Below are 19,134 nucleotides of genomic sequence, written 5' to 3' on the forward strand. Positions count from 1 at the left end.
GGCGCCGGCTCTGGGAAACCAGTCTGGGAAAAGGAAACGACATGACAGGAGTGCTTCCCTTCGTGTGGGGGTGCGGCGCCTTGGCCGTGCTCTATGGTCTTTTCACCGCCAGGTCCGTGCTCTCCGCCAGCCCGGGCAATCCCCGCATGCTGGAAATCGCGGCGGCCATCCAAGAGGGGGCGGGGGCGTACCTCAACCGCCAGTACCGCACCATCGCCTTGGTCGGCGTCGTCATCGCCATCCTGCTGTACGTCACCCTGAAATGGTACGTTGCCCTGGGCTTCGTCGTGGGCGCCGTGCTGTCGGCGGCGGCGGGCTACATCGGCATGAACGTCTCCGTCCGCGCCAACGTGCGTACGGCGGAGGCATCGCGCCATGGACTGGCGGCAGGCCTGTCCATCGCCTTCCGCTCCGGCGCCGTCACCGGCATGCTGGTGGCGGGCCTGGCGCTTCTGGGCGTCTCCGGCTATTTCGGACTGCTTTCCCAACTGGAGATCACGGGGCGGCCGTTGGTCGATGCGCTGGTGGCGTTGGGCTTCGGCGCCTCGCTCATCTCCATCTTCGCGCGCCTGGGCGGCGGCATCTTCACCAAGGGGGCGGACGTGGGCGCCGACCTGGTGGGCAAGGTCGAGGCGGGCATCCCCGAGGATGATCCCCGCAACCCCGCCGTCATCGCCGACAATGTGGGCGACAACGTGGGCGACTGCGCCGGCATGGCCGCCGACCTGTTCGAGACCTATGCCGTCACCACGGTGGCGACCATGGTGCTGGCCTCCATCTTCTTCGCCGGCACCGACCTGCTGGCGCCCCTGATGCTGTACCCGCTGGCCATCGGCGGCGTCTGCATCATCACCTCCATCATCGGCACCTACTTCGTGCGGCTGGGCGCCAGCGGCAACATCATGGGCGCGCTCTACAAGGGCCTGATCGCCACCGGCGTGCTGTCGCTGGCGGGCATCTGGGCCGTCACCTACTGGGTGCTGCCCGACCATCTGCAGACCGCCTTCTCCGTCAACGGCAAGGAGTTCACCGGCCAGACGCTGTACGGCTGCGCCGTGGTGGGGCTGGTGGTCACGGCGCTGATCGTCTGGATCACCGAGTACTACACCGGCACCAACTACCGCCCGGTGAAGTCGGTGGCGCAAAGCTCCACCACCGGCCACGGCACCAACGTCATCCAGGGCCTGGCCATCTCCATGGAGTCGACGGCCCTGCCGGCCGTCGTCATCTGCGCCGCCATCCTGGTGACGCACCTCATGGCCGGCCTGATGGGTATCGCCATCGCCGTCACCAGCATGCTGGCCCTGGCCGGCATGATCGTGGCCCTGGACGCCTACGGCCCCGTCACCGACAACGGCGGTGGCATCGCGGAGATGGCGGACCTGCCGGCGGAGGTGCGGGTGACCACCGACGCGCTGGACGCCGTGGGCAACACCACCAAGGCGGTGACCAAGGGCTATGCCATCGGCTCGGCCGGCCTGGGCGCCCTGGTGCTGTTCGCCGCCTACAACGAAGACCTGCATTACTTCATGGCCAACCCGACCGACTATCCCTACTTCGCCGACCTGTCGGGCAAGCTGGACTTCGGATTGGATAACCCCTTCGTCGTCGTGGGCCTGATCCTGGGGGGGCTGCTGCCCTTCCTGTTTGGCGCCATGGGCATGACGGCGGTGGGCCGCGCCGCCGGCTCGGTGGTGGAGGAGGTGCGGCGCCAGTTCCGCGAGAACACCGGCATCATGGCCGGCACGTCCAAGCCGGACTACGGCCAGGCGGTGGACCTGCTGACCCGCGCCGCCATCAAGGAGATGATCATCCCCTCGCTGTTGCCGGTGCTGGCGCCGGTGGTGCTGTACTTCGTCATCAACGCCATCGCCGGCAAGGGGGCGGCATTCTCGGCGGTGGGCGCCATGCTGCTGGGCGTCATCGTCACCGGGCTGTTCGTCGCCATCTCCATGACGTCAGGCGGCGGCGCCTGGGACAATGCCAAGAAGTACATCGAGGAAGGCCACCATGGCGGCAAGGGCTCGGACGCGCACAAGGCGGCCGTGACCGGCGACACCGTGGGCGATCCCTACAAGGACACGGCCGGCCCCGCCGTGAACCCCATGATCAAGATCACCAACATCGTGGCGCTGCTGCTGCTGGCCATCCTGGCCCACGGCTGACGGGCACCGTACAGCCTCAAACAAAAACCCCGGGGCGGCCGCTCCGGGGTTTTCTTTATCTCGAAGACTGAAATGACGGGCAGGGCGCCTCAGCTGCCGCCACCCTTCTTCTTCTTGTCGTCCTTCTTCTTCTCGCGGTTGAGGTTGCCCATCAACTGCTCCAGGAAGGTGACCTCATGGCCGGCCGTCGGGGTTTCGCGATCCTCGGGGCTGATGTCCTGCTGCTGCGTCAGGTCCACGTCGCCGACGGTGCTGACCACGCCTTGGTCGTTGAAGCTGACCTGCAGCACCCGCTGCTGCACGACATCGGGATCGAAGAAGGCTTCGTTCTCGGTGATGGCGCCGATGTAGTACCAGACGTTGGCGTCCAGCGTGCTGGTGGTGCTGGGCGAGCCCAGGGCCTTCTGGACGTCTTCCTTGGTGCTGGTCCCCGGATGGACGTCGGCCAGGCGGCGGTCTTCCACCAGGTTGCCGCGGTTGTTCACCGTGGGGGTGCAGGCCGTCAGCCCGATCCCGAGCAGGCCCACGCCAATCAGGCCGGCGGGAGACAGCAACTTAAGGGTCTTGTTCGGCATGGTCTAAGACGTTAATCCCAAGAACGTTGATCGCGGGTCGGCCCCGTTCCACGATTGAGGCACCGCCCGTCCGTCGCGGGGGATGCGATAATCCGGAGATTGAGGACCAACCGGCCCGGGTTCCAGGCCATCCCCGTCCGGCGTGACATCCCGTGTCACGCTTGACCGGTGGACGACCACCCCCCATCTGGCCGGTGACAATCGCACCAGCCGCTTTGTCCTGTCAACGAAAGCCGGGTTCCGCGCCGTGATCGCCTTGCTGAAGTCCCTGTTCAGCCGCAACCGCCACCAGGCGGCCGTGTTGCGCCTCTATGCCGGCATCGTCGATCAGGCGCGCCAGCCCCAATTCTACACGGCGGCGGCGGGCCACGCCCGCGGGGTGCCCGACACGGTGGAGGGCCGGTTCGAGGTGATGACCCTGCACGCATGGCTGGTGATGCGCCGCCTGGCGGCCGAGGGGCCGGATCTGGCGGGCCTCAATCAAGCACTGTTCGACCACATGTTCACCGACCTGGACTTCAGCCTGCGCGAACTGGGCGCCAGCGAGATGGTGGTGGGCAAGAAGGTCAAGGACCTGGGCACACATTTCTATGGCCGGGCCGATGCGTACGAATCGGGCCTGAAGGAGGAGGCTGAGGGGGACAGGACGGTGCTGGAAGAGGCGCTGGACCGCAACCTTTTCGGCTCCACCCTGCCAGATGGGCCGGAAGTAACGGCAATGGCCGACTATGTCATGGCCGCAGCCGCCCGTCTGGCGGCGTACCCACTTGAATCTTTGCTGGCTGATGGTCCGGCGTTCCCCGCCGCACCCCGGCTATGAAGCCCTACCATTGTTTCCTTGTGAGTCTGGAGCATGCGTCATGGCCGACATGGCCCCTGAATTTTCCCGACCCGTCATCGCCGACAAGGTGTCCGCCCGCGAAAGCGTGGAGAAGATCACGGCCGGTCCGGCGGAGCGCGCCGCGCTGGCCAAGCGCCTGGATCTCGTGTCGCTGGACAGCCTGACGGCCCTGGTGCGCCTGCGCCGCATCCGGGGCGGCCAGATGGTGCGCGTCACCGGCGAGTTGGAGGCCGAGGTGGTGCAGAGCTGCGTGGTGACGCTGGAACCGCTGCCGGCCCAGGTGCGCGACACCTTCCAGGCCCTGTTCGCCCCGGCCCACCTGGTGCCCAAGGACGAGGACGAGCTGGACAACCTGGGCCTGGACGATGAGGCCGACCCGCCCGAACCCATCGAGAACGGCCGCATCGACATCGGCGAACTGGTGGCCCAGCACCTGTCGCTGGCTCTCGACCCCTATCCCCGCAAGGCGGATGCCGAGCGCTTCGTGCATGTCGAGGATTGGGAGGGCGAGGGCGAATTCCCCGACGCGCCCAACGAGCCACCGCCGGATATGGACGGTGGCGAGGACGCGGAGTCGCCCGCAAGTGGCGCGCCGCCCGCCCAGGACGCCGACGGTGGGGAGAAGCCGAATCCCTTTGCCGCCCTTGCGAAGCTGGTGCCTAAGACTTAATTTGGTCTTTGGCGCTTGCCCTTGCCGGGGATTTCGAGTACTTAAGGCGCCCTGTTTGATCCGGTCCAGGGTTGGGCCGGGTTCGTTGTCGTTTGACCCCGTATCGTTTTCCGCAAGCCCGTCCCCAGTAAATTGGGGGTGGGAAAAGGATGGCGGTTTCGCTAAAGCATGGGGCCTGACGATGGTTAGCAAGACGGCACGCGAGTGGTCGTCTTAATCGAGTAGAGAGTAGACGATCATGGCCGTTCCTAAGAAAAAGACCTCCCAGTCTCGCCGCAACATGCGCCGTTCGCACCACGCCATCAGCGCCGGTGCGCACCACGAGTGCAGCAACTGCGGTGAGCTGACCCGCCCGCACCACGTCTGTGGCTCCTGCGGCCACTACGACGGCCGTGAGGTCGTCGTCGACACTGCTGCCGCTGCCGCCTGATCCGGTTCGCCCGGTGCTTGAGGAGGTCGCCGTCCGGTGAGCACACGCCTGCGAATCGCCCTGGATGCGATGGGCGGCGATCATGCCCCGGACATGGTGGTGGACGGCGCGGATATCGCGCGCGAACGCTGCCCCAACGTCGACTTCCTGTTCGTCGGTGACGAGCAGCGCATCAACGCGCTGCTCGACGCCCGGCCGGCACTGAAGGCGATCTCTCAGGTTCGCCATACAGCTGACGTTGTGGCCATGGACGCGAAGCCGTCCGTGGCCCTTCGTTCTGGCCGCGGTTCCAGCATGCGTCTGGCCATCGACGCCGTGGCGTCGGGGGAGGCGGCCAGCGTCGTCTCCGCCGGCAATACCGGCGCGCTGATGGCCATGGCCAAGTTCGTGCTGAAGACCCTGCCGGGGATCGACCGGCCGGCCATCGCGTCTATGCTGCCCACCATGCGGGGCGACTGCGTGATGCTGGATCTGGGCGCCAACCTGGAATGCGACGCCGACAACCTGGTGCAGTTCGCCGTGCTGGGCACCGTGTTCGCCCAGACGGTGCTGGGCCTGCTGGAACCCACCATCGGCCTGCTGAACGTGGGGTCGGAGGAGCAGAAGGGCCATGAGGCCATCCGCACCGCCGCCTCCGCCCTGCGCGCCACGCCGCTGGCCCGCAACTTCCACGGCTTCGTGGAAGGCACCGACATCGCCGCCGGCACGGTGGACGTGGTCGTGACCGATGGGTTCACCGGCAACGTCGCCCTGAAGACGGCCGAGGGCACCGGCAAGCTCTTCGGCGAATTCCTGCGCCGCACCTTCCAATCCTCCCTGCTGGCCAAACTGGGCTATCTGCTGGCCCGCACCGCCTTCAACAAGTTGCGCCAGCGCATGGATCCCCGCCGCTACAACGGCGCGATGTTCCTTGGTCTGCAAGGCGTGTGCGTGAAAAGCCACGGCGGCACCGACGGGCTGGGCTTTGCCAACGCCATCTGCGTGGCGGTGGATCTGGTCCAGCACGGCTTCAACGAGAAAATCCGCAAGGAGCTGGCCTTGCTGCAGGAAAGCCTGCAGGCGGCATCCGCCGCCGCTTCCGGTTCCGACCCCCAGGCCGTCGCCCAGTGACGGCCCATCCCCTGACGGCTGGTTGAACGATGGTAATGCGCTCCGTGATCGTGGGCTGCGGCTCTTACCTGCCCGCCCGCGTCGTGACCAACGACGACCTCGCCAAGATGGTCGACACCTCGGACGAGTGGATCACCCAGCGCACCGGCATCCGCAGCCGCCACATCGCCGCCGAGGGCGAGAAGACCTCCGACCTGGCGCTGGCCGCCGCCAAGGCCGCCTTGGCCCACGGCAGCGTCGCTGTGGATGAGGTGGACCTGATCGTCCTGGCCACCGCCACCCCCGACCAGACCTTCCCCGCCACCGCCGCCAAGGTGCAGGCGGCCTTGGGCATGACCCGGGGCGCCGCCTTTGACGTGCAGGCCGTCTGCTCCGGCTTCATCTACGCCCTGTCGGTGGCCGACAACTTCATCAAGGCCGGCCAGGCGCGCACGGTGCTGGTGATCGGCGCCGAGACCTTCTCCCGCATCCTGGACTGGAACGACCGCGCCACCTGCGTGCTGTTCGGCGACGGCGCCGGCGCCGTGGTGCTGCGCGCCGAGGACGGCGAAGGCACGGCCGCCGATCGCGGCATTCTGTCCACCCACCTGCATTCCGACGGCCGCCATCACGACCTGCTGTATGTCGACGGCGGTCCGTCCTCAACCCAGACCGTGGGCCATGTGCGCATGGCGGGGCAGGAGGTATTCAAGCACGCCGTGGTCAACCTGGCCGAGGTGGTGGGCGAGGCGCTGGCGGCCAACGGCCTGACACCCGCCGACCTGAACTGGCTGGTGCCCCACCAGGCCAACCGCCGCATCATCGAGAACACCGGCCGCAAGCTGAAGATGGACCCCGCCCAGGTGGTGATGACCGTGGACCACCACGGCAACACCTCGGCCGCGTCCATCCCCCTGGCCTTGTGCGAGGCCGTGGCCGATGGTCGCATCCAGCGGGGCGAGCTTGTCCTGCTGGAGGCCATGGGCGGCGGTTTCACCTGGGGCGCCGCGCTGGTTCGCTTCTAGGCCGGGCCGCTGGCCGTCAATCCGCTTACCGACGTATTCAAGGGCGGTCCCGCAGGGCCGCCCCTTTGCCATCGCGGGGACCGCCCTACCGCTTTCGCGGCGCACCATTCTTGGGTGCTCTGCAGCAGCCGTTTCGCCCTGACGGATGGTCTAGCCGAATCTGACAAAACTTTGGCAAACCTTTGGAATTGACGGCTTTCCCGGCTGGCATTACCGTTCCCGCAGTTGGCGAAGGGGCCACTGGTTGAGGGAGGGCACCCATGGGAGATCACACCGTCACGCGCGCTCAGTTGAGCGAGGCCGTCTACCAAGAGGTAGGGCTGTCGCGGAATGAGTCCGCCGATCTGGTGGAAAGCGTGCTGGATGAGATCGCCTCCGCCTTGGGGCGGGGGGAAATGGTCAAGATTTCTTCCTTCGGCAGCTTCTCCGTGCGGTCCAAGGGCGAGCGCATCGGCCGCAACCCCAAGACGGGTGAAGAGGTGCCGATCCTGCCCCGCCGCGTCCTGGTGTTTCGCGCCAGCCACGTGCTGAAGAACCGCATCAACGAAGTCCTGTCGGCCAACGAGCACTAAGCCATGTCTGGCATGCCCGCGCCTGAGCCCCGGATACCGGCTGAAGACATGTCGGCTGATGCTGTCGAGACCGGGGACGATCTCGTCGCGCCCGACATGACGGATGCGGCCGACGGGGTGGAGGCGGACACGGACATTGAATCCGACACCCTGGATGAGGTGGGCCCGGATGAGGCGGGAAACGAGACGCCGGTGGCTGATCGCGGCCGCGCGGGGGCCAAGTCGCCCACCGCTTTCCGCACCATCAGCGAGGTATCGGCGGAGTTGGACGTGCCGCAGCATGTGCTGCGCTTCTGGGAAACCAAGTTCCCCCACATCCGTCCGCTGAAGCGCGGCGGCGGCCGGCGCTACTACCGCCCGGACGATGTGGAACTGCTGCGCCGCATCCAGGTGCTGCTCTATAAGGAAGGGTACACCATCAAGGGCGTGCAGCGTCTGCTGCGCGCCGGTGGCGGCCGCGCGTTGTCCCCCAATGGCTCCGCCAGTGAGCCCGCCGGCGGCGGCGAAGAGGCCGCCGAGCCCGCGGATGAGAGTTGGGCCGAACCGGCACCGCCATCCCCGCCGCCCGCGCCCCGCGCGCAGCCGGAAGAGAAGCTGCGCATCATCGGCCTGTTCGATCACGATCCCGAGGCCGACCCCGAATGGTCGCGCACGCCGCCATCCGCGCCGGAGCCCACGCTTCCCCGCGCCCATGAGCCGCGCCGGGCCCCCACGGAGAAGGTGGAGAGGGGCCTGTCAGCCCCGAAGCGTGAGGCGCTGGGCCAGGTGCTGGCGGACCTGGAAGATATTCGCGACCTGCTGCGCCGGGTTGTTTGAAGAAACGCCCCTCGCCGGGCAGCGATGAGGGTCACGTGTCCAAAACCAGCTTGTAACGTTTCCAGGGCACGGTGTTGTGGTCGGCGATCAGAACATGGGCAGAGTGCTCCCCACCACTGGCCGGTGACAGCGACATAAGCGCGGCGATCTCCCCCTTGGGCACGAAGCCCACCCTTATCCCCATGGTGGTAAGGACGGTATAGCTGCGGGCGCCGTCGAACGTGCCGGGAACCACCCTGACCCGATCGCCTTCTTGCAACCTCACTGCCACCTTTTGATAGCGCACACCGGCCACGAAGAAGGACAGCGGCGAGGCTTGGCCCCCGCTGTCTAGGCAGATGCGCCGTGGCAGCAGCAGAAGGGAACCGGCGGCGATAGCGGCTGTCAGGACGGCGCGCCGGCGTGGATGGCGTTTACGGCCCTTCAAGGCATATGGTGCCGCAGGGGGAGGGATGTTAGCGCGCATACCAGAGACGGCCTCCTTCCTCATAATCAGCGCGATGGACGCGTTCGATCAGTTGCAGGGTTTGGATGTCATCACCGGCTTCGACTGGCTTGGCGGCCCATGCCCTGATGACACCGGGCACAGTTGAGGATGTGCTGAGCGACTCCATGATGGCAACGATCCGGTCCCTTGTTGCCTGGAGCGTCGCCTGGCCGTCCCCTTCAACCTCGGGCGTGTCCGCCCATTGGTTGGCTGTTGCTGACAGGAGATTCCTGCAGAGGTAAAGAACCCAAATCAGGCGCCATGTGTGTTGATTATCCTTGGAGTACTCCTCCAACAGCTTGCAGGCCAGAACCAGGGCTTCCGGGCTGCGGTACAGCAACGCGTCGAGTTGTTCACTGGGGGACGGCGACATAGCGTTGCCGCGCTTCCCGATGTAGGCGCCTTCCGTGCGTAGCCGGCGGATCGACGCGATCAGCAGGCGTCCGAAGCCTTGGTGCAAACGCAGATCGGGTTCCTCAAGACAGCCCATTATCAGCTTGAACAGCGCTTCGACTTTTTTCTGACCGGGTATCTCCTTATCGCCACCTCCGCCAGCGTAGTCGGCGGACTGGAGCGTTTCCGAATATTGTTGGCTCGCTACTGCGTCCAGGAACTCCTCGTCGGTTCCCAGTCTTAACTTGTCGTCATTGATGAAGAAGCCAAGTTCTCCCAGTTGTGTCCTAAGATCATGCAGAAGACGTTCCAATCGATCGGTCGATTCAGCGAAAATTTTATAGTCGTCGGCAAAGCGAATGAAACGAAAGCCGTGCTTCCTGACGACGGTATCGATTTTGCTGAAATAAGCATTGCCGAGAAAAAATACGGAGTCATTGATAAATGGCAGTCCCCGCCCCTTGGAATAGGCTCGGATCATGGTGTCGAGAATGGGCACCGCAGCATGGCGGTCGGTGTTATCATGAAGAAAGTCGAAAAAATTATCCAGATTGATGGAGGCGTAAGCGGCACGGATATCGAGCTGGAGCAAGCACTGCTTTTGCCGGCAGATGCCTTCTATTTTCGTCTTGAACGTGGCCCAGGCGCCGACCTGATTTTCGATGAAGGCAAGGCTTTCCGGCACTGTATTCAGACGGCTGCTGTACGTGGAGCGGTCTATGCATCTGTTTTCGATGAGTGGGGCGATCGCAGACACACAGGCATGCAGGGCGATCTGGTCGTTGATGGACGGAACCACCCAGACATTGTCGCCACCCGTCTTCTTGGGAATTGGGATCTCAAAAGCGGCGTCTGGGCTTCGACCGGAGTGGTATTGGACGAGAAGATTTCTGATAACCTGTTCCCGAGTGTTGTAATCGATCACCAGCGGATCCACCCAATCAGGAACGGCATTGCTATAGGATACGTAATCGATTAACTGTCTTATCGCCAGAGAAATAGGGAATTTCGTGAGGTCTATATTCATTTAATGGTTCCTACGAACGAAGATTTTTTCAGGAGTGTTCTTGATAATTGCGGGAAGAAACACAGATATGACGCCAAGTCCCAGGATAATAAATGTTGTTTTTGGCCAGCCACTCTGCGATTCGGTAATATTTTCGGTGAATTCAATGAAGCCATACGCGGCAGTAAAAAATGCCAAAACCGCAAACGGCATATTTCTTACCTCTATATTCAAATGAAAGATGCACGTGGCGAGGAAAATTATAAGAAAAAGCAGTATCAATCGCAAATCCCTATGATGAAGCGCGATACCGGATATCTCGTTAGCGGATATTATTTCCCATTGCTGATTAAATGCTGCTGTCATCTCTTCAATTTTTATGGATGGAAAAGATTTATAGATAGACACGTATATATTTGGCGGATTTTCAGCGACAGAGACACTAGAGAGCAAAGTCATAAAATAAGTATTAGATTTAATATCTTTAATATTATTTGAATTTTTCCATTTAACGGCAAGACCAGGAACGATAACGTTATTGATTGAACTGTCATCAGCGACCGACAGCGCCTTCTTGGCCCCTGCCTCCAAGGATTCTTTGATATCCGTGGATGGAAGGGTGACCGCGATGATGGCATCCAGCGGTAGTTGCCTTCGGTGTTCCGGTGGGACATGCACCGGGAACAGATAGGCTTGGCCCGGGGCTCTTCCATGCAGCCTTTCCACCAGTTGCATAAATCCTATTCGGTCCCCAGGCGATAACGGCTCCAGGCGGGACAGGACCCCTCTAGCAAGGGCGCCAAGAAGATAAGCAGGGGCGGGCCCATCCTCCTCGTCTTGAGCCTGCTGAAACACCGTGACGACTAGGGCATTTTTACCGGGACCGACAGTGGCCAGGAAATCGGGGTCAGCCAAGTCATCCACCGAAACGAAAATCGGATGGCCGCGCAGATTCCCTATATGAACCGCGCCCTGCCGCAGCACCGCTGATATATCGACGTGTTCATGCTCCACGAACGTATCCAACAGCACTGGAGACAGCGCGAAGTCAGCGCAAAGGCACGCGACGACCAATAGGCTGGCTAGGGCGAAGCGCCAACACCTATGGCTCGGAATGCGGAATTGCAACGCTAGGTTCCTTAGAGGATAGGTGAGTAAATTCTCCTTTTAGAGGCATTTCATAGGGAACCGGATCAATCAATGATTTTTTCTAGTCGTATATTCGAGATGCTGAGCTACGCCTGATTGTCTGAGCAGGCCTAGCGGCAGTAGGTGCTTACCAACCCGATCCCAAAGGCAAAGAGAGCTAGTCACCCGGGCGTATAATTTGGGCAGCGCAGCTTGGGGCCGTGCCGGAATCCTTTATGGAAATTTACGCCGCCCTCAGCGCCCTTTTGCTGCGAAGTGATGGTCTGGCTCTTGGAGAGTCCGGGCTAACTTATTGATAAATAACATATTAATGAGAGGGCGCATTTTTTTTGCGATAAGTGTTCCAACGCCGTTGCATCTGGTGAATCTCGTGGCTATAGTCCGCGCCCGAACCGCAGCCCACCGCGGTTCACTCGAGAGGTCGGAGCGTAGCGCAGCCTGGTAGCGCATCAGACTGGGGGTCTGGGGGTCGCAGGTTCGAATCCTGTCGCTCCGACCATTCTCGACAAGGACTTAGCGGTTTCCCCCAAAACCGCCGGCAGCCAAGCGGACCCACAGCGGACCCGGCCAGCCATCCCTTCCTGACATATCCTGTCGCATGACATTGCTCCCCGGGACCAGCCCGAGAGCGGACCCAGGCGCTGAAATCGCGCCCGGCACCCCGAATTATTCTCGAATCGCGTCGCCAGCGGAGGGTTGTGTCCGCCCGGGGTTTTCCGGACACTCGCTGGAGAACACCAGCGGAGGCGACGCCTTGGACGACCGTTCGACGATATGGGGCTGGACCGCCATCCTCGCACGCACTGAGCGGGACGCCCGGATAGCCGGCACGCCTGAGGCGAGGGCCAAGGCCGATCAAGCCATCGCGGAAACCATGGCCAAGATCAAGGACGCGTTCCCGGGCGAATCGCGGACGGCCAGCATGGTCCGATCAATCATCGACAGGGTAGGGGCCGACGCCCTGGGCTTCATTGTCGAGGCGCAGTTCGCCGGCTTGATCGATCACGCCAGCGGGATGGAAGCAGCACGCGCCATCAATACGGCTGAGCCGGCGCGGGAACACGCGAACGGTGCAGCGGGAGGGGGGGCGCTATGAAGATCGTTTTCGATGATGGTGAGGAACAAGTTTGCTCCGAAGACGATACCCGGCAGGTCTGCAATTCAGGTCTCCGAGATGAGCACCCAGGGAAGCCAGGATGGAGCGCGGTGTCGGTGGTCCCCCGGCTCTGGGGAAAGCTGGTCACTGTAAGGTGTTCGGCGATCGGAGTAGGAGCCCATGTTATGACCGCAAGGGGCCTACGTACCGTGGTAAGGGTCGAGTACCTGGGCGGTAACGATTGAGCGAATCCATGATATTTTACCTACACGGCACGCCTTTCGAGATACCAGACGAGTGGTGGGCTGGAACCGGCATGAAAGGCTTCGGGGCCAATGGCCGGTCTTACCGCTGTGACTGTGACAAAGCGCAAACATTGCCTATGAGCGAGGTATGGACCTTAGTCAGGGCGCGGGGCTTTGATGAAGCTCGGATGCGTTCGGTGCTGAAGGGGATCGCAGATGGCGATCCACTCCCCCCGGTAAAGGTGGATCGTCCTCCCGGAGTTGGACCAGCCGTATTCAGGCTCAAGGATGGCTATCACCGCTTCATGGCGTCAGCGGCTGCGGGGTTCGGCGCTATCCCCGCTCTGGAAGTGAGCTATTTTGATTTGCAGGATGACGCGGGCATTGGATGGGACGTGCTTCTCGGGATTCGTGACTCATAGTCACGTAGACGGTTCAACCCGGATGGCACACAAATACCGATCCGGATCCGTGTCCAGCGCCCCTTTGTGTCACACCAGCTCTTCGACCTGCAGCGTAAGTCCCCACGTCCCGTTCTCGTTCGCCGCCATCTCCGCCGTGTCGGTCAGGGCGCAGTACAGGGTGAGGCGGTTGCGGACGGGCGCGGCGTCGTCCGGGTCCCAGATAACCAGCATGTCGCCAGCGACGCCGCGGCGGACCATGAAGTCGTGGTAGGTGGTCATGGCCGCCGCTTTGCTCTGGTTGGCCAGCACGATCTTGAATTGGCGGTAGCGCGGGCGGCGGGACACGATGCGCCGGCCGCCACGGGTCCGGCTCCTACTCGACGGGTCCACCACCGTGACGCTGCTGCCCGCGCTCATGTTGATCGGCGGCGTGAAGGGCACGCCGGCCAGGAAGCGGCCGCACTGCCAGCCGCCGGCGGTGGTGTCGTTCTCGAACACGGTCACCTTGATGTACCGGCCGACATAGAGCTGGCCCAGGTTCAGGAACGCGATCGGCATAGTGGGGAACGCCTCCAGGTCGATGCCGTCGAACGGGAACTCGCCGAAGGGACGGGAGCCCCAAAGCTCCGTCTGCTGCCAGAATTTGTTCCCGACCGACTCATAGACCTGCGTCGCGAAGTCCGGACTGTTGGAGATGACCAGGCTGAAGAAGGCCGTCTTACTGGCGTTGTGGTTGACGAATGCCACCTCACCGATGGCGCGGGGCCGGCCCAGGTCGATAGTGAAGGCGAAAGGCAGCGGGCCGACGGCGGTGTTGCGCGCCATGGCTTGAACGTCGTCGGTCACCAGGTTGCGCACGCTGAAGCCGCCGGTCTCCACCCAGCCGGCACCGAGGCCGGTGAAGGTGCCTTGGTCGGTGATACTGTCCATCAGCATTGAGAGCGCGGCCATGGTCACCCCGCCGGATGGCAGACGAAGGGCACCAGCACGGGCAGGCCGTACCAGGCCGGGTCCGTATCCAGGACGGGCCCGTCATATGGCGTGGTGATGATCACGTCGATGCCGCTGCTGTGCAGGGCCTGGCCGCGGTAGAAAAGGCCCTGGGCGCCTACGGCGGCGTCGCCACGCAGCAGGGCCGCTCGCTCCTCGGCAGCCTGGGGGCCGCCGCCGGCGGGCGTCCAGACGGTGATGTGGAACACCCCGGTCCACTCCTGCGGCGCCGTGGCGCTGAAGCCCAGGGCGCGGGTCTGCCCGAACAGCACCTTGGCCCGCTGCCAGGGAACGCCCTCCACCGGCGTGAACGGCACGTTTTCCCAGGCGGTGGGCCAGGCCGGCGCCAGGGTGGCCAGCTGGGCCTCCAGGGCCGCGCGGATGGCGATCCGGCTCATTTGGCCACCTTCTGGGCAGCCTGTTGAGCGATGGCGGCGAATTCCTGGACGGTGACGGACACCATCCCGGAAGGCGCCTGTTTCGAGCTCCCGTGCTCCAGGTCCAAGATATAGGCGCTGCTGTTGGTGATGTAGATCAGGTCGCCCGCCTTCATCCCGCCAACGGCTTCGGTGATGTGCGCGATGGTGTCGGCGCCGTCCGGGTCAAGCCGGCCGGTGGGGCGTACGGTGAAGCCACGCGCGTCCGCCCGCCAATTGCCACGGGCAGCGCCGGTGTCGACCGGAGTTCGCTCCACCACGCGGGTGGCGACTTCAACGGCCACCTCGCGAACCGCTTTGTCGATGTTCCCCTTGGCCTTGGCCACCCATTTTGCGATGTCCGCGTCGAAGCTCATAGCGCGTCCTCCAGATGCTGTAGACCAATGCGCAAGCTGTCGACCGCCACGCGGCCAAGCGGATTGTCCCGCGGGTCCAGCTCAATCCTCTCCCGCCCGACAGCCACGTTCCAAACGACTAAGCTGGCGGTGGGGTATCTCGGGCGGAAGCTGTCGGTCTCCGCATCCGCGGCTGCCAGGGCACGCCAGCACGCGGCAAGGGCTGGCGGCCACAGGCGTGCGACGTAGGAAGGCGGAAGCCGCCCCGGATAGTCGCCATCAGCCGCCACAGCTCGCAAGGCGCGGCCCGCTTCCACTTCCCGGCGGGTAATTCGCCCGGCTTGATGCAACTCCGCCAAGGGGTCACTTGGCGCTGATCGTGGCATGCCAGTCCTGGGCACAAGGCGCCGGTCGGCATTTACCTCGAACGCAACCATTACTCCTGTGCTTGCCCGTATCGCCTCCGCAATCTCAGCAGCCCGCCCCGCTGAGACGGCACCTTTGGCGAAGTCGTGCATCGCGTTGAACGCAAGCCCTGTAGCCCGCTCGAAGGCGGTTAAAGTCTTGAACTGCACCTTGATGGCCGATTTTACCCGGGCAAGGTCAGCTTCGTGGATCGTCACCGGCATTGCAGGCTCCAAGTCGCGCCGGCGGGATCGGATTTGGCGGTGACGATCGTGAGGGTCCGGCCATCGGCCTGCACCGTGTCCGTCGCCGGCGTCGGCTTGATGTCCATGCCGGCCGCCAGCAGCGTCACCTTCACGTCCGAGGGCTGCACCAGGCCGTTGGCAATCTCGTAGGCGCTGAAAGCGCCCAGGAAGCCCCGGGCGGCGTGGTCTGTCGTCGTGCCGGGCGTGACACCCACGCCAGGAACGTAGGTGCCGGCGGTGGTGCGGCGGATGGTGATCGGGTAGACGATCCCGCCCAGGGCGGTTGCGATGGTGGCGGCCAGCTTGCCATCGGTCAGCAGGGACATAGTCGGGTCTCCCTCACAGGATCAAAATGCCGTCGGGGCGGGCGGACTCGTCGTCGTAAATCGAGCGGCCGCTATCGCCGGCCATCGCGCGGCTGACGGCCATGGCGCACGCCACGGCGCCGTCGATGCGGTCGCGGGCCTTCCCCTTGTTGAAGGCCTTCAAACCGGCCTTGTCGGTCTCGACCACGACGTTCGCGAAGTTCCACCGCAAGATGGGGTGGCCGCCGTGGGCCAGCCGGCCGCCAACAATCGCGTGCTCCAGATCGCGGATCGCCGGGCCCATTGTCAGGGCACCTTGGCGCATGGCCACCACGGGCAAGCCATCGTCACCCAGCGCGGCCATCATCTGCTGGCCCAGGTAGGGGTCGAACGCTATTTCGCGGACATCGAATCGGTCGCTCAGGTCGCGTATACAGTCCTCGACGGCACCGTAATCGACGACATCGCCGGGCGTTGGGGTGATGTGGCCGGCTTCGGCCCAGGTCACATAGGGCACACGATCCCGCTCCGAGCGTTGGCGCAAGGCTTCCGCTGGGCAGAAGAACCACGGCCACACGGCCAGGCTGTCGTCGTCCAGCCGCCAGCAGGCGAGCACCACGGTCAGGTCGCGCACGCTGGACAGGTCCACCGCCAGCCAGCAGGGGAAATCGCGGATGGCTTCCAGGTCCACCGGCCGGGCGCCGCGGTCGTACACAGCGGCGTCGACGAAGGGCGTGGCGCTGTGGTCCAGCCAGACGTTCAGGTGCAGTTGCCGGAACGCCTCGCGGTCGGCGGGCCGCTGTTCGGCCTCGCGGGCGAGCTGGCGCAGCCCGTCGATGTCGGGAAAGCCCAGCTCCAGGCCCGGGTTGACCCGGCGCCACACCGACTCGTCCCGCCAGTCCTCGTTCGGCCCGGTCTCAAACAGGATCGGCAGGAAGCCTTCGTCCTCGATCTCTCCCGTCGCCACCTTCACCGCGTAGCTGTAGAGGTCGAAGGCGATATTCGCCTGGCCCTTGCCGGCTGTGGTGATCACCACCAGCAGCGAGCCGGCCGTCTTCACCAGGCCGGTGCGCAGCACGTCGAACAGGTCGCGCTTTGGCCAGGCATGCAGTTCGTCCAGCAGGGCGAACACGGGCGTGCTGCCATGCTGGCGGCCGGCGTCGCTGCTGACGGCGCGCAACACCGCCCCCGACTTCGGGTGCGATAGGCGGTGACGGTAATCGACGATGTCGACCTTGTCCGCGATCCGGGGGTCCTCGCGGCAGATCATGGCCGCCTCCTCGAAGGCGATACGGGCCTGTTCCCGATCGCTTGCGGCGTTCAGCGCCAGTCCACCGGGGGTGCGCTCCGGGCCAATGGTGTGCAGCAGCGACAGGCCAGCGCCCAGCGTCGTCTTCCGGCCGCCCCGAGGCAGCAGCATGAACACCGTGCGGACCTTCCGGCGGCCGTCGTCGTGGCGGGGGCCATAAATCCGGCGAACGATCCGTTCCTGGAAATCGGCAAGCTGGAATTGTCTGCCCCGGGCGGTGCTTTTCGGATGCTTGAGCACACGGAGGAAATCGACGGCCCGCTGCCCGTGTCCCAGCGGGTCGGGGATGGGGCTGTCGTCGAACACCCATGCAGGGAATGTCGCGGGCACGGTCACAGGTCGTACCCCGCGATATCATCGTCATCACCGGGGTCGCGGGCCACGGCCTTGTTCCTGCTGGCCGGGGTCAAGCCCAACTCAGCTGCCAGGCGCCGCGATTCCGTCATGGCTTGGAACATCGTTTGGAACGCGGGGTGACGCTTTGGGCCGGTCGGCCCCTTCACGGTATCGCCTTCAACCGCGATGGTTGCCTGGGCCCGGCGGACTGTGCCGATGGCCAGGGCGTAGGCTTCCACCATGGGCAGATCTTCCCGCGTGACCGTGCGGCGGGCCAGCAGGCCGGGCCAGATCCGGCGCCATTCCGCCTTGGCCTCGACCGGCAGCCAGGACGGCGCCGGGGGCGCCTTGGCAAGGCCCCCGTCAATCGCCCGAAGCTCTGGTTTCCGACCGCGCATGACCTCTGACCTCGATTTGCTCAATTCCTGAAAATCGCGAGCGACACTCCCCGTCGCGCAAAACGCCCCCCAAGCGAAATTCTGATCCCCCCTACCCGGGGCGGTTCCATGGGTGGGACGGGTCCAGCGGTCGGCCGGTCGCATCGCAGCCGTCGGGCCGGTCGTTGGCCAGCGGGTTGCCGAAGCCGCCGTCTTCGCCCGCCGTCTTGGCGCTGTGGCAGGACCGGCACAGCGACTGCAGGTTGGCCGGGTCCAGGAACAGGCGGCGGTCGCCGCGCCACGGCCGGATGTGATCCACGACGCTGGCGCGTGTGCCGCAGCGGCAGCACACGGGGTTGGCCTTCAAGTGGACCGTCCTCAGCGCCTTCCATGCCGGATCGGCGTAAGGCCGCGCCCGGTCGACGTTGCCAGGGTCGGGCGTCCGTGCTGCCGGCGTGCAGGTGCAGCGCTGGCCAGCCGGCTTAGGCTGGCGGCAGCGGGGGCACAGCGTGGGCGCGCGGAACGCCATGGCGTCACCCGATGCCCGGGATGCGGTACGGCGCCAGCAGGCTGGCGACGGTGTCGACGGACGGCTGGGCGGTGGGCGCCAGGTAGGACAGGCTGATGTCGCCGATGCCGATGCTCCGCAAGCCTGGGTCGCGGCCTCGCGCCGACCAGGCAGCGATGATCAGCTGCAGCACGGCGTCTTGGATGTCCGCCGGCGCCGTGTCGAAGCCGGCCGTGTATTCCACCACCAGCACGGCGCGGCAGGCCCAGGACCAGGGCCGCGACCGGCCAGTGCTGTCCAGGCGCGCCAGCGTGCCCGTGTCGCCGTCCAGGCGCGCAGCGGTATCCACGTCCAGCGCGTCGCCGTCCACGGTCACGGCGGTCAGGGTGGTCACCGGCCAGCGGGACAACACCAGTTCCTTGGCCAGCGGCGGCAGCTCGATGGTTTCGCGGTAACTGCCCGCCAGGACCTGCCTACCGATGTAGGAGGTCACTGCGGCGCTGGCGCGGCTGATGGCGGACGACAGCAGGTCGTCGGTCGAGCTGTCGGTGATGTTCAGCCAAGCCTTTGCATCGGCCAGGGTCACGAGGTCGGCGGCGGGCGGCGTCAGGACTTCAAGCATCATCGCCGTCCATCTTCTGCAGCTCGCGGCGCAGGCGCAGAAGGCCAAGAATGATGCCGATCAACAGGGTTGCGCTGGTCAGGATGGCATTCACATTGGCCAGCAGCGCCGCCCATGCGGGACTGGTGAGAAGCCCGGTAATCAAGGCCGCGTCGGCCACCTTGGCGAACTGATGCATCGTGCGGCCCTTCTTCAATTAGGTGCGCCGGCCGGCGACGCTGGGGGAGACGCCGCCGGCCGACTTGCCTGTCCACCTCCTGGGGCGAGGGACAGGCCGTAGCGGGTGCAGCCCTGAACCGTTT

The 19,134-nt window shown here is 64.6% G+C and carries 24 protein-coding genes and 1 tRNA gene; 11 read left to right on the forward strand and 14 right to left on the reverse strand.

The features are described 5' to 3' along the window. Positions 1-41 precede the first annotated feature (41 nt). Complete coding sequence (locus tag FBZ89_RS09480) at positions 42-2,165, forward strand: sodium-translocating pyrophosphatase (protein ID WP_145749742.1); 2,124 nt, start codon at positions 42-44, stop codon at positions 2,163-2,165. Positions 2,166-2,254: 89 nt separating this feature from the next. Here the strand turns inward: FBZ89_RS09480 and FBZ89_RS09485 are convergent, their stop codons facing one another. Then, a complete protein-coding gene (locus FBZ89_RS09485) occupies positions 2,255-2,740 on the reverse strand; it encodes an outer membrane protein assembly factor BamE (protein WP_145749743.1) in 486 nt (161 codons plus the stop codon). A 142-nt stretch (positions 2,741-2,882) separates the two neighbouring features. Here FBZ89_RS09485 and FBZ89_RS09490 point away from each other — a divergent pair, with 142 nt between their 5' ends. The 7 genes from FBZ89_RS09490 (at position 2,883) to FBZ89_RS31490 (ending at position 8,183) form a co-directional block, all read left to right on the forward strand. After that, positions 2,883-3,560 (forward strand): ubiquinol-cytochrome C chaperone family protein, encoded by a 678-nt coding sequence (locus tag FBZ89_RS09490; protein ID WP_211115162.1) that lies wholly within the window; start codon positions 2,883-2,885, stop codon positions 3,558-3,560. 40 nt (positions 3,561-3,600) lie between these two features. Continuing rightward, positions 3,601-4,251, forward strand: coding sequence for a YceD family protein (locus FBZ89_RS09495; RefSeq protein ID WP_145749744.1), 651 nt, complete (start codon positions 3,601-3,603; stop codon positions 4,249-4,251). Between the two features lie 238 nt (positions 4,252-4,489). Then, complete coding sequence (gene rpmF / locus FBZ89_RS09500) at positions 4,490-4,681, forward strand: 50S ribosomal protein L32 (protein ID WP_145730284.1); 192 nt, start codon at positions 4,490-4,492, stop codon at positions 4,679-4,681. Positions 4,682-4,717: 36 nt separating this feature from the next. Next, positions 4,718-5,791: a phosphate acyltransferase PlsX gene (gene plsX, locus FBZ89_RS09505; protein ID WP_088871462.1), complete on the forward strand. Its 1,074-nt coding sequence runs from the start codon at positions 4,718-4,720 to the stop codon at positions 5,789-5,791. A 29-nt stretch (positions 5,792-5,820) separates the two neighbouring features. Continuing rightward, positions 5,821-6,795: a beta-ketoacyl-ACP synthase III gene (locus FBZ89_RS09510; RefSeq protein ID WP_145749745.1), complete on the forward strand. Its 975-nt coding sequence runs from the start codon at positions 5,821-5,823 to the stop codon at positions 6,793-6,795. A gap of 260 nt (positions 6,796-7,055) precedes the next feature. Then, positions 7,056-7,367: an integration host factor subunit alpha gene (locus tag FBZ89_RS09515; protein ID WP_040847058.1), complete on the forward strand. Its 312-nt coding sequence runs from the start codon at positions 7,056-7,058 to the stop codon at positions 7,365-7,367. A 48-nt stretch (positions 7,368-7,415) separates the two neighbouring features. Next, positions 7,416-8,183, forward strand: coding sequence for a MerR family transcriptional regulator (locus FBZ89_RS31490; RefSeq protein ID WP_246172111.1), 768 nt, complete (start codon positions 7,416-7,418; stop codon positions 8,181-8,183). A gap of 31 nt (positions 8,184-8,214) precedes the next feature. On the opposite strand, the gene FBZ89_RS09525 is transcribed toward FBZ89_RS31490, so the two are convergent. The 3 genes from FBZ89_RS09525 to FBZ89_RS09535 are packed head-to-tail and all read right to left on the reverse strand — an operon-like array spanning position 8,215 to position 11,083. Beyond that, positions 8,215-8,649: a hypothetical protein gene (locus FBZ89_RS09525; RefSeq protein ID WP_145749746.1), complete on the reverse strand. Its 435-nt coding sequence runs from the start codon at positions 8,647-8,649 to the stop codon at positions 8,215-8,217. Next, the gene (locus tag FBZ89_RS09530; RefSeq protein WP_145749747.1) at positions 8,639-10,090 is read right to left on the reverse strand and encodes an RNA-directed DNA polymerase; all 1,452 of its coding nucleotides are present in this window, start codon (positions 10,088-10,090) and stop codon (positions 8,639-8,641) included. The genes FBZ89_RS09525 and FBZ89_RS09530 overlap by 11 nt, the downstream gene beginning before the upstream one ends. Next, complete coding sequence (locus FBZ89_RS09535; protein WP_145749748.1) at positions 10,091-11,083, reverse strand: hypothetical protein; 993 nt, start codon at positions 11,081-11,083, stop codon at positions 10,091-10,093. It abuts the gene before it with no gap. A 557-nt stretch (positions 11,084-11,640) separates the two neighbouring features. Between FBZ89_RS09535 and FBZ89_RS09540 the strand changes: the two genes are divergently transcribed. The 3 genes from FBZ89_RS09540 to FBZ89_RS09550 all read left to right on the forward strand — a co-directional run bounded on the left by FBZ89_RS09540 (position 11,641) and on the right by FBZ89_RS09550 (position 12,981). Next, positions 11,641-11,717, forward strand: a tRNA-Pro gene (locus FBZ89_RS09540). A gap of 255 nt (positions 11,718-11,972) precedes the next feature. Beyond that, on the forward strand, positions 11,973-12,314 hold the full coding sequence (locus FBZ89_RS09545; RefSeq protein ID WP_145749749.1) for a hypothetical protein: 342 nt from the start codon (positions 11,973-11,975) through the stop codon (positions 12,312-12,314). A gap of 241 nt (positions 12,315-12,555) precedes the next feature. Next, positions 12,556-12,981 carry a hypothetical protein gene (locus FBZ89_RS09550; RefSeq protein ID WP_145749750.1) on the forward strand — a complete coding sequence of 142 codons (426 nt, stop codon included), beginning with the start codon at positions 12,556-12,558 and terminating at the stop codon, positions 12,979-12,981. A 69-nt stretch (positions 12,982-13,050) separates the two neighbouring features. Here the strand turns inward: FBZ89_RS09550 and FBZ89_RS09555 are convergent, their stop codons facing one another. From FBZ89_RS09555 to FBZ89_RS09600, 10 genes are all read right to left on the reverse strand, one after another. Next, a complete protein-coding gene (locus tag FBZ89_RS09555) occupies positions 13,051-13,914 on the reverse strand; it encodes a hypothetical protein (protein ID WP_145749751.1) in 864 nt (287 codons plus the stop codon). Between the two features lie 2 nt (positions 13,915-13,916). After that, complete coding sequence (locus FBZ89_RS09560; protein WP_145749752.1) at positions 13,917-14,351, reverse strand: phage tail terminator-like protein; 435 nt, start codon at positions 14,349-14,351, stop codon at positions 13,917-13,919. After that, positions 14,348-14,746, reverse strand: coding sequence for an HK97 gp10 family phage protein (locus FBZ89_RS09565; protein ID WP_145749753.1), 399 nt, complete (start codon positions 14,744-14,746; stop codon positions 14,348-14,350). The genes FBZ89_RS09560 and FBZ89_RS09565 overlap by 4 nt, the downstream gene beginning before the upstream one ends. Continuing rightward, the gene (locus FBZ89_RS09570; RefSeq protein ID WP_145749754.1) at positions 14,743-15,354 is read right to left on the reverse strand and encodes a hypothetical protein; all 612 of its coding nucleotides are present in this window, start codon (positions 15,352-15,354) and stop codon (positions 14,743-14,745) included. Before FBZ89_RS09570 ends, FBZ89_RS09565 begins: the two co-directional genes overlap by 4 nt. Further along, positions 15,345-15,701 carry a hypothetical protein gene (locus tag FBZ89_RS09575; protein ID WP_145749755.1) on the reverse strand — a complete coding sequence of 119 codons (357 nt, stop codon included), beginning with the start codon at positions 15,699-15,701 and terminating at the stop codon, positions 15,345-15,347. Before FBZ89_RS09575 ends, FBZ89_RS09570 begins: the two co-directional genes overlap by 10 nt. A 13-nt stretch (positions 15,702-15,714) precedes the next feature. Further along, positions 15,715-17,325: a terminase large subunit gene (locus tag FBZ89_RS09580; protein ID WP_145749756.1), complete on the reverse strand. Its 1,611-nt coding sequence runs from the start codon at positions 17,323-17,325 to the stop codon at positions 15,715-15,717. Beyond that, entirely contained in the window at positions 17,322-17,723 is a 402-nt protein-coding gene (locus tag FBZ89_RS09585; protein ID WP_145749757.1) for a phage terminase small subunit P27 family, read from the reverse strand. Before FBZ89_RS09585 ends, FBZ89_RS09580 begins: the two co-directional genes overlap by 4 nt. A gap of 91 nt (positions 17,724-17,814) precedes the next feature. After that, positions 17,815-18,231 (reverse strand): HNH endonuclease, encoded by a 417-nt coding sequence (locus FBZ89_RS09590; protein WP_145749758.1) that lies wholly within the window; start codon positions 18,229-18,231, stop codon positions 17,815-17,817. A 4-nt stretch (positions 18,232-18,235) separates the two neighbouring features. After that, entirely contained in the window at positions 18,236-18,835 is a 600-nt protein-coding gene (locus FBZ89_RS09595) for a head-tail connector protein (RefSeq protein ID WP_145749759.1), read from the reverse strand. Continuing rightward, a complete protein-coding gene (locus FBZ89_RS09600; RefSeq protein ID WP_145749760.1) occupies positions 18,825-19,010 on the reverse strand; it encodes a hypothetical protein in 186 nt (61 codons plus the stop codon). The genes FBZ89_RS09595 and FBZ89_RS09600 overlap by 11 nt, the downstream gene beginning before the upstream one ends. Positions 19,011-19,134: the final 124 nt, after the last annotated feature.

Origin of the sequence: Nitrospirillum amazonense, assembly GCF_007828045.1 — a bacterium.
In the GTDB taxonomy this organism is placed as follows: domain Bacteria; phylum Pseudomonadota; class Alphaproteobacteria; order Azospirillales; family Azospirillaceae; genus Nitrospirillum; species Nitrospirillum amazonense_C.

Bases quoted from the DNA above. Each gene is read 5' to 3' on its own strand.
- FBZ89_RS09480 (WP_145749742.1), top strand. From the start codon at position 42: ATGACAGGAGTGCTTCCCTTCGTGTGGGGGTGCGGCGCCTTGGCCGTG.
- FBZ89_RS09555 (WP_145749751.1), bottom strand. From the start codon at position 13,914: ATGGCCGCGCTCTCAATGCTGATGGACAGTATCACCGACCAAGGCACC.
- FBZ89_RS09560 (WP_145749752.1), bottom strand. From the start codon at position 14,351: ATGAGCCGGATCGCCATCCGCGCGGCCCTGGAGGCCCAGCTGGCCACC.
- FBZ89_RS09530 (WP_145749747.1), bottom strand. From the start codon at position 10,090: ATGAATATAGACCTCACGAAATTCCCTATTTCTCTGGCGATAAGACAG.
- FBZ89_RS09570 (WP_145749754.1), bottom strand. From the start codon at position 15,354: ATGCCGGTGACGATCCACGAAGCTGACCTTGCCCGGGTAAAATCGGCC.
- FBZ89_RS09595 (WP_145749759.1), bottom strand. From the start codon at position 18,835: ATGATGCTTGAAGTCCTGACGCCGCCCGCCGCCGACCTCGTGACCCTG.
- rpmF (WP_145730284.1), top strand. From the start codon at position 4,490: ATGGCCGTTCCTAAGAAAAAGACCTCCCAGTCTCGCCGCAACATGCGC.
- FBZ89_RS09585 (WP_145749757.1), bottom strand. From the start codon at position 17,723: ATGCGCGGTCGGAAACCAGAGCTTCGGGCGATTGACGGGGGCCTTGCC.
- FBZ89_RS09600 (WP_145749760.1), bottom strand. From the start codon at position 19,010: ATGCATCAGTTCGCCAAGGTGGCCGACGCGGCCTTGATTACCGGGCTT.
- FBZ89_RS09515 (WP_040847058.1), top strand. From the start codon at position 7,056: ATGGGAGATCACACCGTCACGCGCGCTCAGTTGAGCGAGGCCGTCTAC.
- FBZ89_RS09590 (WP_145749758.1), bottom strand. From the start codon at position 18,231: ATGGCGTTCCGCGCGCCCACGCTGTGCCCCCGCTGCCGCCAGCCTAAG.
- FBZ89_RS09485 (WP_145749743.1), bottom strand. From the start codon at position 2,740: ATGCCGAACAAGACCCTTAAGTTGCTGTCTCCCGCCGGCCTGATTGGC.
- FBZ89_RS09495 (WP_145749744.1), top strand. From the start codon at position 3,601: ATGGCCGACATGGCCCCTGAATTTTCCCGACCCGTCATCGCCGACAAG.
- FBZ89_RS31490 (WP_246172111.1), top strand. From the start codon at position 7,416: ATGTCGGCTGATGCTGTCGAGACCGGGGACGATCTCGTCGCGCCCGAC.
- FBZ89_RS09575 (WP_145749755.1), bottom strand. From the start codon at position 15,701: ATGTCCCTGCTGACCGATGGCAAGCTGGCCGCCACCATCGCAACCGCC.
- FBZ89_RS09525 (WP_145749746.1), bottom strand. From the start codon at position 8,649: ATGCGCGCTAACATCCCTCCCCCTGCGGCACCATATGCCTTGAAGGGC.
- FBZ89_RS09510 (WP_145749745.1), top strand. From the start codon at position 5,821: ATGGTAATGCGCTCCGTGATCGTGGGCTGCGGCTCTTACCTGCCCGCC.
- FBZ89_RS09565 (WP_145749753.1), bottom strand. From the start codon at position 14,746: ATGAGCTTCGACGCGGACATCGCAAAATGGGTGGCCAAGGCCAAGGGG.